Source organism: Mesorhizobium sp. M0184 (assembly GCF_040322215.1).
Classification (GTDB): domain Bacteria; phylum Pseudomonadota; class Alphaproteobacteria; order Rhizobiales; family Rhizobiaceae; genus Mesorhizobium.
This window is the reverse complement of record NZ_JAMYSZ010000014.1, coordinates 1-13,853: the sequence shown is the minus strand read 5'-3', so window position 1 is coordinate 13,853 and position 13,853 is coordinate 1. Positions and strand designations below refer to the sequence as shown.

General features: G+C 62.3%; 13 protein-coding genes. 11 read left to right on the top strand and 2 right to left on the bottom strand.

Translation table 11 applies throughout. The features are described from left to right. Nucleotides 1-153 precede the first annotated feature (153 nt). The 7 genes from sufB to sufA all read left to right on the top strand — a co-directional run bounded on the left by sufB (nucleotide 154) and on the right by sufA (nucleotide 6,445). Nucleotides 154-1,671 (top strand): Fe-S cluster assembly protein SufB, encoded by a 1,518-nt coding sequence (gene sufB / locus NKJ23_RS18230; protein ID WP_352681531.1) that lies wholly within the window; start codon nucleotides 154-156, stop codon nucleotides 1,669-1,671. Beyond that, complete coding sequence (locus NKJ23_RS18225; RefSeq protein WP_352681529.1) at nucleotides 1,668-2,084, top strand: hypothetical protein; 417 nt, start codon at nucleotides 1,668-1,670, stop codon at nucleotides 2,082-2,084. Before sufB ends, NKJ23_RS18225 begins: the two co-directional genes overlap by 4 nt. After that, the gene (gene sufC / locus NKJ23_RS18220; protein WP_023674687.1) at nucleotides 2,077-2,832 is read left to right on the top strand and encodes a Fe-S cluster assembly ATPase SufC; all 756 of its coding nucleotides are present in this window, start codon (nucleotides 2,077-2,079) and stop codon (nucleotides 2,830-2,832) included. The genes NKJ23_RS18225 and sufC overlap by 8 nt, the downstream gene beginning before the upstream one ends. 25 nt (nucleotides 2,833-2,857) lie before the next feature. Then, nucleotides 2,858-4,129 carry a Fe-S cluster assembly protein SufD gene (gene sufD / locus NKJ23_RS18215; RefSeq protein WP_352681527.1) on the top strand — a complete coding sequence of 424 codons (1,272 nt, stop codon included), beginning with the start codon at nucleotides 2,858-2,860 and terminating at the stop codon, nucleotides 4,127-4,129. Between the two features lie 182 nt (nucleotides 4,130-4,311). Next, a complete protein-coding gene (locus NKJ23_RS18210) occupies nucleotides 4,312-5,553 on the top strand; it encodes a cysteine desulfurase (protein WP_352681525.1) in 1,242 nt (413 codons plus the stop codon). 5 nt (nucleotides 5,554-5,558) lie between these two features. Then, nucleotides 5,559-5,954 carry an SUF system Fe-S cluster assembly protein gene (locus NKJ23_RS18205; RefSeq protein WP_352637797.1) on the top strand — a complete coding sequence of 132 codons (396 nt, stop codon included), beginning with the start codon at nucleotides 5,559-5,561 and terminating at the stop codon, nucleotides 5,952-5,954. A 110-nt stretch (nucleotides 5,955-6,064) separates the two neighbouring features. Beyond that, on the top strand, nucleotides 6,065-6,445 hold the full coding sequence (gene sufA / locus NKJ23_RS18200) for a Fe-S cluster assembly scaffold SufA (RefSeq protein WP_006206001.1): 381 nt from the start codon (nucleotides 6,065-6,067) through the stop codon (nucleotides 6,443-6,445). Nucleotides 6,446-6,588: 143 nt separating this feature from the next. Here sufA and NKJ23_RS18195 read toward each other — a convergent pair whose 3' ends face one another. Beyond that, nucleotides 6,589-7,086, bottom strand: a complete 498-nt coding sequence (locus NKJ23_RS18195; RefSeq protein ID WP_352681523.1) for a GFA family protein — start codon at nucleotides 7,084-7,086, stop codon at nucleotides 6,589-6,591. A gap of 90 nt (nucleotides 7,087-7,176) precedes the next feature. Between NKJ23_RS18195 and NKJ23_RS18190 the strand changes: the two genes are divergently transcribed. After that, nucleotides 7,177-7,500 carry a TfoX/Sxy family protein gene (locus tag NKJ23_RS18190; protein ID WP_023674693.1) on the top strand — a complete coding sequence of 108 codons (324 nt, stop codon included), beginning with the start codon at nucleotides 7,177-7,179 and terminating at the stop codon, nucleotides 7,498-7,500. Nucleotides 7,501-7,534: 34 nt separating this feature from the next. Here the strand turns inward: NKJ23_RS18190 and NKJ23_RS18185 are convergent, their stop codons facing one another. Next, nucleotides 7,535-8,467: a PfkB family carbohydrate kinase gene (locus tag NKJ23_RS18185; RefSeq protein ID WP_352681521.1), complete on the bottom strand. Its 933-nt coding sequence runs from the start codon at nucleotides 8,465-8,467 to the stop codon at nucleotides 7,535-7,537. 278 nt (nucleotides 8,468-8,745) lie between these two features. Here NKJ23_RS18185 and recA point away from each other — a divergent pair, with 278 nt between their 5' ends. From recA to NKJ23_RS18170, 3 genes are all read left to right on the top strand, one after another. Continuing rightward, entirely contained in the window at nucleotides 8,746-9,843 is a 1,098-nt protein-coding gene (recA, locus tag NKJ23_RS18180) for a recombinase RecA (RefSeq protein WP_023674696.1), read from the top strand. A gap of 260 nt (nucleotides 9,844-10,103) precedes the next feature. Continuing rightward, a complete protein-coding gene (alaS, locus tag NKJ23_RS18175; RefSeq protein WP_352681706.1) occupies nucleotides 10,104-12,770 on the top strand; it encodes an alanine--tRNA ligase in 2,667 nt (888 codons plus the stop codon). Nucleotides 12,771-12,834: 64 nt separating this feature from the next. Next, complete coding sequence (locus tag NKJ23_RS18170) at nucleotides 12,835-13,629, top strand: PhzF family phenazine biosynthesis protein (protein WP_352681519.1); 795 nt, start codon at nucleotides 12,835-12,837, stop codon at nucleotides 13,627-13,629. The last annotated feature ends 224 nt before the right edge of the window (nucleotides 13,630-13,853 follow it).

The following is a 13,853-nucleotide window of genomic DNA, read 5'->3' as shown; positions in this document are numbered from 1 at the left end:
TAGAGCCGTGCGTTCGAATTTGGCCGGGTGAATTTCCGGCATGAACGCACTATATGAAACTTACGCCGCCTCAGGTGCCTGATGGGTGCTCGTTTGCGGTGCCATAGTTTGAAAACTGCCGGGCCTTGACCCCGGCGTGGATGGAGAACGCTGATGCCTGCTGTGCAGGAGACGATCGATCGAGTTCGAAAGATCGATGTCGACCAGTATAAATACGGATTCCAGACCGAAATCGCGATGGACAAGGCCCCCAAGGGCCTGAGCGAAGACATTATCCGCTTCATTTCGGCGAAGAAGGACGAGCCGTCCTGGATGCTGGAATGGCGCCTGGAAGCCTATCGCCGCTGGCTGACGCTGGACGAGCCGAAATGGGCGCGCGTCCACTATCCCAAAATCGATTTCCAGGATCTCCATTATTACGCGGCGCCCAAGAGCACGCCGGGTCCGACTTCGCTCAGCGAGGTCGACCCCGAATTGCTGAAGGTCTATGAGAAGCTCGGCATTCCGCTCAGGGAACAGGAAATCCTCGCCGGCGTGCAGAAGACCGATGCGTCGGAGCTCGAGGAAGCCAGCGACAACGTCTACAAGTCGGGCCGCGTCGCCGTCGATGCGGTGTTCGATTCCGTCTCCGTCGTCACCACTTTCAAGAAGGAGCTGGCGCAGGCCGGCGTCATCTTCTGCTCGATCTCGGAAGCCATCCGCGAGCATCCGGAGCTGGTGAAGAAGTATCTCGGCTCGGTCGTGCCGACCTCCGACAATTTCTACGCGACGCTGAATTCGGCCGTGTTCACCGACGGCTCCTTCGTCTTCGTGCCCAGGGGCGTGCGCTGCCCGATGGAACTGTCGACCTATTTCCGCATGAACGAGAGGAACACCGGTCAGTTCGAGCGCACGCTGATCATCGCCGAGGAGGGGGCTTACGTCTCCTATCTCGAAGGCTGCACGGCGCCGCAGCGCGACGAGAACCAGCTTCATGCCGCGGTGGTCGAGCTGATCGCGCTCGACGATGCCGAAATCAAATATTCGACGGTGCAGAACTGGTATCCCGGCGACGCCGAAGGCAAGGGCGGCATCTATAATTTCGTCACCAAGCGCGGCGACTGCCGCGGCCACCGTTCGAAGATTTCTTGGACGCAGGTCGAGACCGGTTCGGCGATCACCTGGAAATATCCGAGCTGCATCCTGCGCGGCGACGATTCCAGTGGCGAGTTCTATTCGATCGCCGTCTCGAACGGCTACCAGCAGGTCGACAGCGGCACCAAGATGATCCATCTCGGCAAGAACACATCGAGCCGCATCATCTCCAAGGGCATCGCCGCCGGCTTCTCGCAGAACACCTATCGCGGCCAGGTCTCGGCGCACCGCAAGGCGACCAACGCCCGCAACTTCACCAATTGCGATTCCCTGCTGATCGGCGATCAGTGCGGCGCACACACCGTGCCCTACATGGAAGCCAAGAATTCGACCGCGCAGTTCGAGCACGAGGCGACCACTTCGAAGATTTCAGAGGACCAGAAGTTCTACGTCATGCAGCGCGGCATCCCGGAAGAAGAGGCGATTGCGCTGATCGTCAACGGCTTCGTCAAGGACGTCATCCAGCAACTGCCGATGGAATTCGCGGTCGAAGCGCAGAAGCTGATCGGGATTAGCCTTGAGGGGAGTGTTGGGTGAGTGACGATGAGGCAGAGGACGGTCCGCCGTTGGTCGCACGCGTTCACCAGTTTGACAGGGATTCTGGTGAGCTACCCGACGACTATCGGGCTAAACTCGATGAGCGGATTTGCGGAGAATTGGCAACGTCGCTTGGCAACTTCCTTCGGAGCTTTGCTGCCGAAAGCAAAGTCGCCGTCAGTATCGAAGTCGAAGCCAACCGAATTAGCGCTGGGCGCGAAGACGGCACGGAGTTGATGATCACCGTCTACGGCCCTGAGATTTTTGAAATCACCAGGTGGCCGAATCCCGCCGACGCCGTCGAGGACGGAAGTATGCGATTTGACTTGGCACCTGAACTTGAAAGCGACGTCGCCGTTGCACTAGCTCGGCGATATGTAGTTAACGGAACGATAGAGCAAGAGAATGCTTGAAATCAGAAACCTGCATGCCCGCATCGTCGATGACGGCACCGAGATCATTCGCGGCCTGAACCTGACGGTCAGGGCCGGCGAGGTCGCCGCCATCATGGGGCCGAACGGCTCGGGAAAATCGACGCTGTCCTATATCCTCGCCGGCCGCGAGGACTATGAGGTCACGGAAGGCGATATCCTCTACAACGGCCAGTCGATCCTTGAAATGGATCCGGCCGAGCGCGCTACCGCCGGCATCTTTCTCGCCTTCCAGTATCCGATGGAGATACCGGGCGTGGCGACGATGGAATTCCTGAAAGTGGCGATGAACGAGCAGCGCAAGGCGCGCGGCCAGGAGCCGCTGAAAATCCCGGAATTCCTCAAGCGCGTGAAGGAAGCGGCCGCCTCGCTCAACATGGACATGGCGATGCTGAAGCGGCCGCTCAATGTCGGCTTCTCCGGCGGCGAGAAGAAGCGTGCCGAGATCCTGCAGATGAAGCTGCTCGAGCCAAAGCTCTGCGTGCTCGACGAGACCGATTCCGGTCTCGATATCGACGCGCTGAAGATCGTCGCGGACGGCGTCAACACGCTGCGCTCGCCGGACCGGGCCATCGTCGTCATCACCCATTACCAGCGCCTGCTCCAATACATCGTGCCGGATACGGTGCACGTGCTCTACAGGGGACAGGTGATCAAGTCGGGCGACAAGTCGCTGGCGCTCGATCTCGAGGCCAATGGCTATGCAGGCGTGATCGGGCAAGCCGCGTGAGATGCCGGAAGGCAGGACGAAACTGATGAATATGCACACGACAACACCCCAGCGAACATTAGCCGAAACGGCGCTGATCGACGCCTTTGGCGAGCGGCTGTCGCTGCTGCCCGGTGACGGCGCGGTGATGCTGAAGCGCGACGACGCCATCGAGGCGATCAAGAGCGGCCTGCCGACGCGGCGCATCGAATCCTGGCACTATACGGACCTGCGCCGGCTGCTGACCTCGGTGCCGGACTTCGATCCGGCAGCGGTTGCGAAAGCCATTGCGCCGATCGTCGAAGGCTCCTCGGTTTTGCCGGTGCTGAACGGCGTTTCGAGCGCCAAGCTCGCTAGCATCGAGGGCGTTGTCGTGCAGCGCCTGTCGGAGAAGCTGACCGACGGCAGCGCAGCACCTGGGCTCGATTCTTATGGCAGCGACGACGCCATCGGCGCGCTCAACACCGCCTTTGTCGCCGACGGCTATTTCGTCGATATCGCCGACGGTGCCCAACTGGACAAGCCGGTCGAATTGCAGAATCTGCAGGCCGGTGGACAGACGCATGTGCGGCTGGCCGTCCGCGTCGGCGCCGGCGCCAAGGCTGTCATCGTCGAGCGCCAGGCAGGCGAGGGGGCGGCGCTGGTCAGCGCGGTGAGCCAGCTTGTGCTTGGCGAGGGCGCCGAGGTGACATGGCTCATCGTGCAGGAGCAGCCGGATACGGCGACGCACCTTGCCCAGTTCAAGGCGCATCTCGGCAAGAATTCGAAGCTGACGCTGTTCGTCATGAATGCCGGCGGCAAGCTGGTGCGCCAGGAGGTCGTTGTGAAGACGACCGGCGAGGGCGCCGAATTCACCCTGCGCGGCATCAATCTGCTCGCCGGCGACACCCATACCGACGTCACCATGGTGCTCGACCACGCCGTGCCGCATACCGCCTCGACTGAAGTCATCCGCAATGTGGTGACCGGCAGAGCGCGCGGCGTCTTCCAAGGCCGCATCAATGTCCACCAATATGCGCAGAAGACCAACGCCAAGATGGCCTGCAACACGCTGCTTCTGTCGGACGACGGGGAGTTCTCGACCAAGCCGGAGCTCGAAATCTTCGCCGACGACGTCGTCTGCGGCCATGGCGCGACCGTCACCGAGATCGACCACAGCCATCTGTTCTACCTGATGGCGCGCGGCATCGACGAGAAGACCGCGCGCGGCCTGCTGGTCAAGGCCTTCGTCGCCGAGGTGATCGAGGAACTGGACGACGAGGCCATCGTCGAGGCGCTGGAAGCACGGCTCGACGATTGGTTTTTGACGCACGGGTAGAGGTGACTGAGGGGTTGGTGCCAACACCCCTCATCCGTCGCCTTCGGCGCCACCTTCTCCCACAAGGGGAGAAGGAGAGGCGCTCTTCCTTCTCCCCTTGTGGGAGAAGGTGGATTGGCGCGAAGCGCCAAGACGGATGAGGGGTGTTGGAAGGAACGCGGCAGCGCGGCAAGGACTTCGAGATGGACCAGAAAGTCGAAAACATCCCCTACGACGTCGAGGCGATCCGCCGCGACTTCCCGATCCTGTCGCGGCAAGTCTACGGCAAACCGCTGGTCTATCTCGACAATGGCGCCTCGGCGCAGAAGCCACAGGCGGTGCTCGACGCTATCCAGCACGCCTATTCCCAGGAATATGCCAACGTCCATCGTGGCCTGCATTTCCTGTCGAATGCCGCGACCGACGCCTATGAGAAGGCGCGCGAGACGGTGCGCCGTTTCCTCAATGCGCCGAGCACCGACAATATCGTCTTCACCTCGAACACCACGGCGGCGATCAACACCGTCGCCTACGGCTTCGGCATGCCCAATATCGGCGAGGGCGACGAGATCGTGCTGTCGATCATGGAGCACCATTCCAACATCGTGCCGTGGCATTTCATCCGCGAGCGGCAGGGCGCCAAGCTGGTCTGGGTGCCGGTCGACGATCTCGGCGTCTTCCATATCGAGGAATTCGAAAAGCGGCTGACCGACCGCACCAGGCTCGTCGCTATCACGCATATGTCGAATGCGCTGGGCACGGTGACGCCGATCAAGGAGATTGTGCGCATCGCGCATGCCCGCGGCATTCCGGTGCTGGTCGACGGCAGCCAGAGCGCCGTGCATATGCCGATCGACGTGCAGGACCTCGACTGCGATTTCTTCGTCTTCACCGGCCACAAGGTCTATGGCCCGTCGGGTATCGGCGTGCTCTACGGCAAGAAGGATATTCTGGAGCGCATGCGCCCGTTCATGGGCGGCGGCGAGATGATCGAGGAGGTTACGCAAGACGTCGTCACCTACAACGATCCGCCGCACCGTTTCGAGGCCGGCACGCCGCCGATCGTGCAGGCGATCGGGCTGGGTGCCGCGCTCGAATATATGGAAAACATCGGCCGCGAGCGCATCGCCGCGCATGAGGCCGATCTGAAGGATTATGCGCATCAAAAACTGCGCGCCATCAACTCGCTGCGCATCTTCGGCGATGCGCCCGGCAAGGGCGCCATCATCTCGTTCGAGCTGCAGGGCATCCACGCCCATGACGTGTCGATGGTCATTGACCGGCAGGGAGTGGCGGTGCGCGCCGGCACCCATTGCGCCCAGCCGCTGTTGAAACGCTTCGGCGTAACATCCACATGCAGGGCATCGTTCGGCATGTATAATACCAGGGCCGAAGTCGATGCTTTGGCCGATGCGCTGGAAAAAGCGCGCAAGTTCTTCGGGTGACGATCATGGATGATGCCAGCCACACCGCCGAAAGCACGGCACTGGAAACGACGACCAATGCGGTGGTCTCCGGATCGGCCATTCCCGCCGACGAACTGGCGCGGCTGACCGACGACATCGTGTCGGCGCTGAAGACGGTCTACGACCCGGAAATCCCGGCCGACATCTATGAGCTCGGCCTGGTCTACAAGATCGATATCGAGGACGACCGCTCGGTCAAGATCGACATGACGCTGACCGCGCCGGGCTGCCCGGTGGCTGGCGAAATGCCGGGCTGGGTGGAAAACGCCGTCGGCGCCGTCGAAGGCGTTTCCGGCGTCGAGGTCAACATGACCTTCGATCCCCCCTGGTCGCCCGACCGTATGTCGGAAGAGGCGCAGGTGGCGGTTGGGTGGTACTAGCATCCGACCAGCCAGAGGCTGGCGCACTTGCGCCGGGTACAAAACTTCACCATTTTAGGTGAGGAATCATTCGGCAGGCCTTGAACCTGCGCGCAATGGAGAAGGAAAACATGGGACGCTTCGCCGTCATCACGATGACCGAAAAGGCCGCCGACCGGGTTCGCGAGATCGTTGCGACCCGTGAGAATGCGCATGGCATTCGCCTTGGCATCAAGAAGGGCGGCTGCGCCGGCATGGAATATACGGTCGATCTGGTGACCGAGCCGAACACCAAGGACGATCATATCGAGCGCGATGGCGCCCATGTCTATGTCGCGCCGGAGGCAGCGCTTTTCCTGTTCGGCACCGAGATGGATTTCGAGCAGACGACACTGCGCACCGGCTTCACCTTCCGCAACCCGAACCAGAGCTCGGCCTGCGGCTGCGGCGAATCGGTCGAATTGAAGCCGGCCGATCTGAAGGCACTGGCCGAAGCACGCGCTTCGGCCTGAGGCTTTCCTTCTCCCCGTCATTATACGGGGAGAAGGTGGCCCGAAGGGCCGGATGAGGGGCAGAGCCGGCGTTCGCAATGTTTGCGCCGCCCCTCATCTGCCTGCCGGCATCTTCTCCCCGTATAACGACGGGGAGAAGAACGCTAATCCACCCACATCCCCGTTCGCTTGTGCCAGTCTGCGATCGACTCCTCCGGGTAGACATCGAAAACCTTGTCGCCCTTGCCGATATCCGGCTCGACCCAGTTCGCCTTGTATTTCAGCATCAGATGCACCTTCTCCGGCGGCTTCGGTAGGTCTGTGTCGATCGCCGAGGCAAACGGATGCACCAGCTCCGGCCAGGTTGGGTCGTAGAGCCAGAGTGCCGTCCCGCATTTCGTGCAGAAGTTCCGCTCGCCCGTCGAGATCTCGCGTTGCGGGTGCTCGTCGTCCTCGATCTCGGCCCGATAGACGCCGAGATGGCGGTTGCCCTGGATTTTCAGCGTCTCGTAATCGGCGCCGAGATTGATGGCGAAACCGCCACCGCCCTGCTGCTTGCGGCAGATCGAGCAGTAGCACAGCATGAACGGCACCGGCGTGTGGCTTTCCACCTCGAAACGTACGGCATTGCACCGGCAGGACCCTTTGAGCAGAAGCGGCATGAAAAACTCCGACGAAATTGATTCTGAACTTGTCAGGATGGTGCCGGTTGCGTCGATGACAAGGGGAAATCCGGGTGACATGATCGCCGCATGGACAACGAGCGCATAGAAGAGCTTTTCGAAGGCCTCGGCCCGGTCAGCATCCGCAAGCTGTTCGGCGGCAAGGGCATCTATTTCGACGGGGTCATCGTCGCCATCGTCATCGGTGGCGAATTGATGCTGAAGGCCGACGCCGAAAGCGCCCCGGATTTCGAAGCGGCCGGCTGCCGGCAATGGACCTATACCGGCTCGCGCCACGGCAAGCTCGTGTCGATGCCCTATTGGAGCGTTCCCGACAGCGCCTTCGACGATCCCGACGAGATGGCGATCTGGGCACGCCGCGCCTACGAGGCAGGACGGCGCGCCGGCAAATAGGCTGCGTCATGCTTCGGCAATTCCGGGCCGCACTTCATGCCAGGTCCCGCGCCTCGGGCACGAGCGCCAGCGCTTCGGCAAAGCCAGCGCTGGTGAAGGCGGCACTCTCGACGACGAGCATAGCTGCGGCAATGCCTTCGCGCAGTGCCGCGCGTAACGTCAGGCCGCGCAGCAGGGCAGCGATCGTCGCGCCTGCCAATGCGTCGCCGGCGCCGGCAGTATCGGTCCGCTTTTGTAGCGGCGGTGGCGAGATCGAGAACGCGCTCAATTCGTCGAAACCGAGCACTGGTTCGTCGCCGGCGGTGATCACGCCGCTTTTCAGCCCGGCGCGTCTTAGGCCGTCGACGATGCCTTGATCGTCAGCATCGATGCCGACGCCGGCGAGCACGCCGGCCTCGTGCCGGTTCATGAAGGCCATCGCCAGACGGTCGAGCACCGGCGTCAGCCGTGCCGCTTTGTTGGGCGAGACCGCAAGCGCAAACACCGGCTTGCCGGCGGCGAGTGCCGCCAGCCGCTCCAGCGCGGTCGACGGCAGGTTGGCGTCGCACAGCACCGCGTCGGCCGAACCGATCGCTTCCCGCACCTTGGCGCGGCGGATCTGCTTGGGAAGCGCCAGCTCGTAGAGCGCCATGTCGGCAAGGCCGGCGATCAGCCCGCCGTCGCTATCGATCAGCATCGTATGGCTTGGCGTTGCTCGGTCGAGGAACACCGCCGACAGGTCGGCAATGCCGACCTCGGTGACGGCGCGTAAAACCGTGTCGCCAAGGGCATCGCCGCCGCGCACCGAAAGCAGCGAGGCCGAGGCGCCGCGTCGCACCGAACAGCGCAAGGCGTTGAAGACGGCACCGCCGACATGCTCGCGCATCGTGCCGGGGTTGGAAGCGGCCGGCACGAAGGCGCCGGCAACCCGGCCGCGCCGCTCGATATAGGCGCCGCCCACGGCCAGGATCGTCGGGGATTTGATCATGCCGTCAAAATGCCCTTTAGCTGTTGCCCGAGGGGAGACTAGGTCGCCGGGCGGAACCCTGCAATCGCGGGTCCGATTCGGTTGGTGACGGCAACGGCGCCGCATGCGAGGCGAGACACATCCGAAGCAATAATCGCGAAACAAAAATAGAACAAATAGGGATATGCGTTATTTTTCAAACCCTTGGTGCTCATTGACAAATGAGAACAAATGAGGTACATTCTTTTAAGGATCGCGGGATTGTCCGGCCTCCATTGACGACCACGGGGTGATGTATCATGGCTCAGAATTCTTTGCGGCTTGTAGAGGACAAAGCGGTGGACAAATCAAAGGCTCTGGATGCGGCGCTGTCGCAAATCGAGCGTGCCTTCGGCAAGGGCTCGATCATGCGGCTCGGCGCGAACGAGCAGGTCGTCGAGATCGAAACGGTGCCGACCGGCTCGCTTGGACTGGACATCGCGCTTGGCGTCGGCGGCCTGCCGCGCGGCCGCATCGTCGAGATCTACGGGCCGGAAAGCTCGGGCAAGACGACGCTGGCGCTGCACACGGTGGCCGAAGCCCAGAAGAAGGGCGGCATCTGCGCCTTTGTCGATGCCGAGCACGCGCTCGACCCGGTCTATGCCCGCAAGCTCGGCGTCGATCTCGAAAACCTGTTGATCTCGCAGCCCGATACCGGCGAACAGGCGCTGGAGATCTGCGACACGCTGGTGCGCTCCGGCGCCATCGACGTGCTGGTGGTCGATTCGGTGGCGGCGCTGACGCCGCGAGCGGAAATCGAAGGCGAGATGGGCGATTCGCTGCCCGGCCTGCAGGCCCGCCTGATGAGCCAGGCACTGCGCAAGCTGACCGCCTCGATCTCGCGCTCCAACACCATGGTCATCTTCATCAACCAGATCCGCATGAAGATCGGCGTCATGTTCGGTTCGCCCGAGACGACGACCGGCGGCAATGCGCTGAAATTCTATGCCTCGGTCCGCCTCGACATCCGCCGCATCGGCTCGGTCAAGGATCGCGACGAGGTCGTCGGCAACCAGACCCGCGTCAAGGTCGTCAAGAACAAGCTGGCGCCGCCCTTCAAGGTGGTCGAGTTCGACATCATGTATGGCGAGGGCGTCTCGAAGACCGGCGAGCTGGTCGATCTCGGCGTCAAGGCGGGCGTGGTCGAAAAGTCGGGCGCCTGGTTCTCCTACAATTCGCAGCGTCTTGGCCAGGGCCGCGAAAACGCAAAACTGTTCCTGCGCGACAATCCCGACACGGCGCGCGAGATCGAGCTGGCGCTACGGCAGAATGCCGGGCTGATCGCCGAAAAATTCCTTGAGAACGGCGGCTCCGAAAGCAGCGATGACGGTTTCGAGGACGACGCCGGGGTGATGTAGGGCAAGCGACGCCTCGCGGAGCGTCAACCAGGTTTTGGATTTGATGTTTTGATTTTGAGTTTGCGTAATCGATGCGTTTCGAACCGCCGGCCCCGTGCCGGCGGTTCCCGTTTGATGGCGAGGCAGACGCGTTTCAAAGCGCTGATGAAAGCCGGGATTTTAGCCCATTTGGTGTTTCTGGACAGGCTGCGGTGCGACCGCTAAAAGGCCATGTCTATTTTCCGCCGACAGCCGGCGGTTCTCTCGAAAAGGCAGTATTCATGAGTGGCGTCAACGAGATCCGGTCGGCATTTCTCGACTATTTTCGCAAGGAAGGTCACGAGGTCGTCGCGTCAAGCCCGCTGGTGCCGCGCAACGACCCGACGCTGATGTTCACCAATGCCGGCATGGTGCAGTTCAAGAACGTTTTCACCGGTCTGGAGAAGCGGCCCTATTCGCGCGCCACGACTGCCCAGAAGAGTGTTCGCGCCGGCGGCAAGCACAACGACCTCGACAATGTCGGCTACACCGCGCGCCACCTGACCTTCTTCGAGATGCTCGGCAATTTCTCCTTCGGCGACTATTTCAAGGAGCGGGCCATAGAGCTTGCCTGGAACCTGATCACCAGGGAGTTCGGGCTGAAGAAGGACAAGCTGCTGGTCACCGTCTACCACACCGACGACGAGGCGGCCTCGTACTGGAAGAAGATCGCCGGCCTTTCGGACGATCGCATCATCCGTATCGCGACTTCGGACAATTTCTGGGCAATGGGCGACACTGGACCTTGCGGGCCCTGTTCGGAGATTTTCATCGACCGCGGTGAGCATATCTGGGGCGGCCCTCCCGGCAGCCCCGAGGAGGATGGCGACCGTTTCCTCGAATTCTGGAACTTGGTGTTCATGCAATACGAACAGGTGACGAAGGACGAGCGCGTCGACCTGCCGCGTCCGTCGATCGACACAGGCATGGGCCTCGAGCGCATGGCATCCATCCTGCAAGGGGTTGAAAGCGTCTTCGAAACCGACCTGTTCCGCCACCTGATCGACGCTGCGTCGTCGGCGCTTGGCAAAGGTCCGGATGCGGGCACCGTCGCATCGTTCCGTGTCATCGCCGACCATTTGCGTTCGTCCTGCTTCCTGGTCGCCGACGGCGTGCTGCCGTCCAACGAAGGACGCGGCTACGTGCTTCGTCGCATCATGCGCCGCGCCATGCGCCACGCGCAGTTGCTCGGTGCCCGCGATCCTCTGATGTGGCGCCTGGTGCCGGCGCTGGTCCGCGAGATGGGCCAAGCCTACCCGGAACTGGTGCGCGGCGAACAGATGATCACCGAAACGCTGAAGCTTGAGGAAACTCGTTTCCGCAAGACGCTGGTGCGCGGCTTGGGCTTGCTTTCGGAGGCGACGGAAAAGCTGGCCTCCGGCGACATGCTGGATGGCGAGACAGCGTTCAAGCTCTACGACACCTATGGCTTTCCGCTCGATCTGACGCAGGATGCGCTGCGCCAGCGCAACATCTCGGTCAACCTTGCCGGCTTCACCGAGGCGATGGAACGGCAGAAGGCGGAGGCGCGCAAAAGCTGGGCCGGCTCCGGCGACGTGGCGACCGAGACGGTATGGTTTCCGGTGCGCGAGAACGCCGGCGCCACCGAGTTCCTCGGCTATGAGACCGAGCAGGCGGAAGGCCTCATCCAGGCGCTGGTCAGGGACGGCAAGACCGTCGACAGCGCCGGCAAGGGCGACGCCGTTGCCGTGGTTGTCAACCAGACGCCGTTCTATGGCGAGTCCGGTGGCCAGATGGGCGATACCGGCGTCATTTCGGGCGACGGGTTCTCGATCGAAATATCCGATACCCAGAAGAAGGCCGATGGGCTTTTCGTCCATCTTGGCAAGGTGGCCACCGGCACGGTCAAGACGGGTGCGACCGTCGAGCTGAAGGTGGACCACGCGCGTCGCTCCAGGCTGCGCGCGAACCATTCCGCCACGCATCTGATCCATGAGGCGCTGCGCGAGGTGCTGGGTACCCATGTCGCGCAGAAGGGCTCGCTGGTCGCGCCCGAGCGTCTGCGCTTCGACATTTCGCACAACAAGCCGATCTCGCCTGACGAGCTCGAAGAGGTCGAGCGCATGGCAAACGAGATCGTCGTTCAGAACGGCCCTGTAACCACGCGGCTGATGTCTGTCGACGACGCCATTGCCGAAGGCGCCATGGCGCTGTTTGGCGAGAAATATGGCGATGAAGTGCGCGTCGTTTCGATGGGCACGGGCTTGCATGGCGCCAAGGCCAACCGGCCCTATTCGGTCGAGCTATGCGGCGGCACGCACGTCAGGGCGACCGGCGATATCGGCCTGGTGCGCATCGTGTCCGACAGTGCGGTCGCTGCCGGCGTGCGCCGCATCGAGGCGTTGACCGGCGAGGCGGCCAGAAAGCATCTCGACGAACAGGACAAGCGGTTGAAGGCGGCCGCCGCCGCGTTGAAGATTTCGCCGGCCGATGTGCCGGCCCGCGTCGAGGCGCTGCTGGACGAACGCAAGAAGCTCGAAAAGGAGCTGATCGAGGCGCGCAAGAAGCTGGCGCTGGGCGATCGCTCGCCAGCCGGTGTGCCTGCGGAAAACGAAACCATTGCCGGTGTCGGTTTTCTCGGCAAGGCGGTATCGGGCGTCTCGCCAAAGGATCTTAAGCCGTTGGCCGATGCCGGCAAGAAGTCGCTCGGCTCCGGCATCGTCGTCTTTGTCGGCGCCGGCGAGGACAACAAGGCGAGCGTCGTCGTCGCCGTCACCGATGATCTGACCGGCCGCTTCAACGCCATCGATCTGGTGCGCGTCGCGTCCGCGGCATTGGGCGGGCAAGGCGGCGGCGGGCGACCCGATATGGCCCAGGCCGGCGGCCCGGACGGCTCGAAGGCCGAAGACGCGATCGCTGCGGTGAAGGCGGCTCTCGAAGCGGCGTGAACCTGCACCGGGGGCGGCACGGCCGAAATGGCGCGCCGCCCAGCGGATATCTTTGAGGGCCGATATGCCGACGCTGACGATGTATCAGGTCGATGCCTTTGCCGAACGGGCCTTCCAGGGTAACCCTGCCGCCGTTCTCCTTTTAGAGGAATGGCTGTCGGAGCAGGTAATGCAGGCCATCGCCAACGAAAACAATCTTGCTGAAACCGCGTTTGTGCGGCCGAATGGCAAAGGTTGGGATTTGCGCTGGTTCACGCCGGTCCACGAAGTCGACTTCTGCGGCCACGCCACTCTTGCGGCCGCCCATGTGCTGGCTACGGAATACAATGGTCAGCGCGAAATGGCCTTCGCCACCCGGGTCGGCGAGCTGCGGGTTTCCCGGTGGGAAGGGGGCTATCAGCTCGATCTACCTTGTTTTCCGCCGCAGCCCGTCGAGGAAGAGCTGAACTCGGCGCTGCAAGCGATATTGCCTCAGCGGCCATTTGCGAGCTTCCGCAATTTCGAGAACCTGTTTGTCGAGCTTGCCGACGAGACAACCGTGCGATCTTTCGTTCCCGATCTGCTCAGGATCGGACGTTTTCATCCTCTCGGCCTGGTCATTACCGCGCCTGGGCGAGCCCACGATTTCGTCTCCCGTTACTTCGTGCCCGGGGCGGGCATTCCCGAGGATCCGGTAACCGGCTCCATTCATGCGACGCTGGTGCCTTATTGGTCTGAAAAACTCGGCAAGACGCATCTGTCGGCATTCCAATGCTCGCAGCGCGGCGGGCATTTGCTATGCAAACTGGCCGGAGATCGCGTGCTGATCACAGGCCGTGCGAAGACCTTCATGAAGGCGGAGATCTACCTTCCCGATTGAGCGGCTTGCGAGGCGGAGAAGGCAAGGATCTGGGAGAATTTGTCGCCAGCCTCGGCGGGACAGTACCCCCCTCTGTCCTGCCGGACATCTCCCCCTCAAGGGGGGAGATTGGATGTCACGATTGCCTTCGCCACTTGTCGATAGTGTGCTGAAGGTTCTGCAAAAAGTTTTGGAGAGAGAACGGCGCCTGCTCTGAGGGGCGAGCGGCCATGGCACGGTGGTGA

Bases quoted from the DNA above. Each gene is read 5' to 3' on its own strand.
- sufB (WP_352681531.1), top strand. From the start codon at position 154: ATGCCTGCTGTGCAGGAGACGATCGATCGAGTTCGAAAGATCGATGTC.
- sufC (WP_023674687.1), top strand. From the start codon at position 2,077: ATGCTTGAAATCAGAAACCTGCATGCCCGCATCGTCGATGACGGCACC.
- sufD (WP_352681527.1), top strand. From the start codon at position 2,858: ATGAATATGCACACGACAACACCCCAGCGAACATTAGCCGAAACGGCG.
- NKJ23_RS18210 (WP_352681525.1), top strand. From the start codon at position 4,312: ATGGACCAGAAAGTCGAAAACATCCCCTACGACGTCGAGGCGATCCGC.
- NKJ23_RS18205 (WP_352637797.1), top strand. From the start codon at position 5,559: ATGGATGATGCCAGCCACACCGCCGAAAGCACGGCACTGGAAACGACG.
- sufA (WP_006206001.1), top strand. From the start codon at position 6,065: ATGGGACGCTTCGCCGTCATCACGATGACCGAAAAGGCCGCCGACCGG.
- NKJ23_RS18195 (WP_352681523.1), bottom strand. From the start codon at position 7,086: ATGCCGCTTCTGCTCAAAGGGTCCTGCCGGTGCAATGCCGTACGTTTC.
- NKJ23_RS18190 (WP_023674693.1), top strand. From the start codon at position 7,177: ATGGACAACGAGCGCATAGAAGAGCTTTTCGAAGGCCTCGGCCCGGTC.
- NKJ23_RS18185 (WP_352681521.1), bottom strand. From the start codon at position 8,467: ATGATCAAATCCCCGACGATCCTGGCCGTGGGCGGCGCCTATATCGAG.
- recA (WP_023674696.1), top strand. From the start codon at position 8,746: ATGGCTCAGAATTCTTTGCGGCTTGTAGAGGACAAAGCGGTGGACAAA.
- alaS (WP_352681706.1), top strand. From the start codon at position 10,104: ATGAGTGGCGTCAACGAGATCCGGTCGGCATTTCTCGACTATTTTCGC.
- NKJ23_RS18170 (WP_352681519.1), top strand. From the start codon at position 12,835: ATGCCGACGCTGACGATGTATCAGGTCGATGCCTTTGCCGAACGGGCC.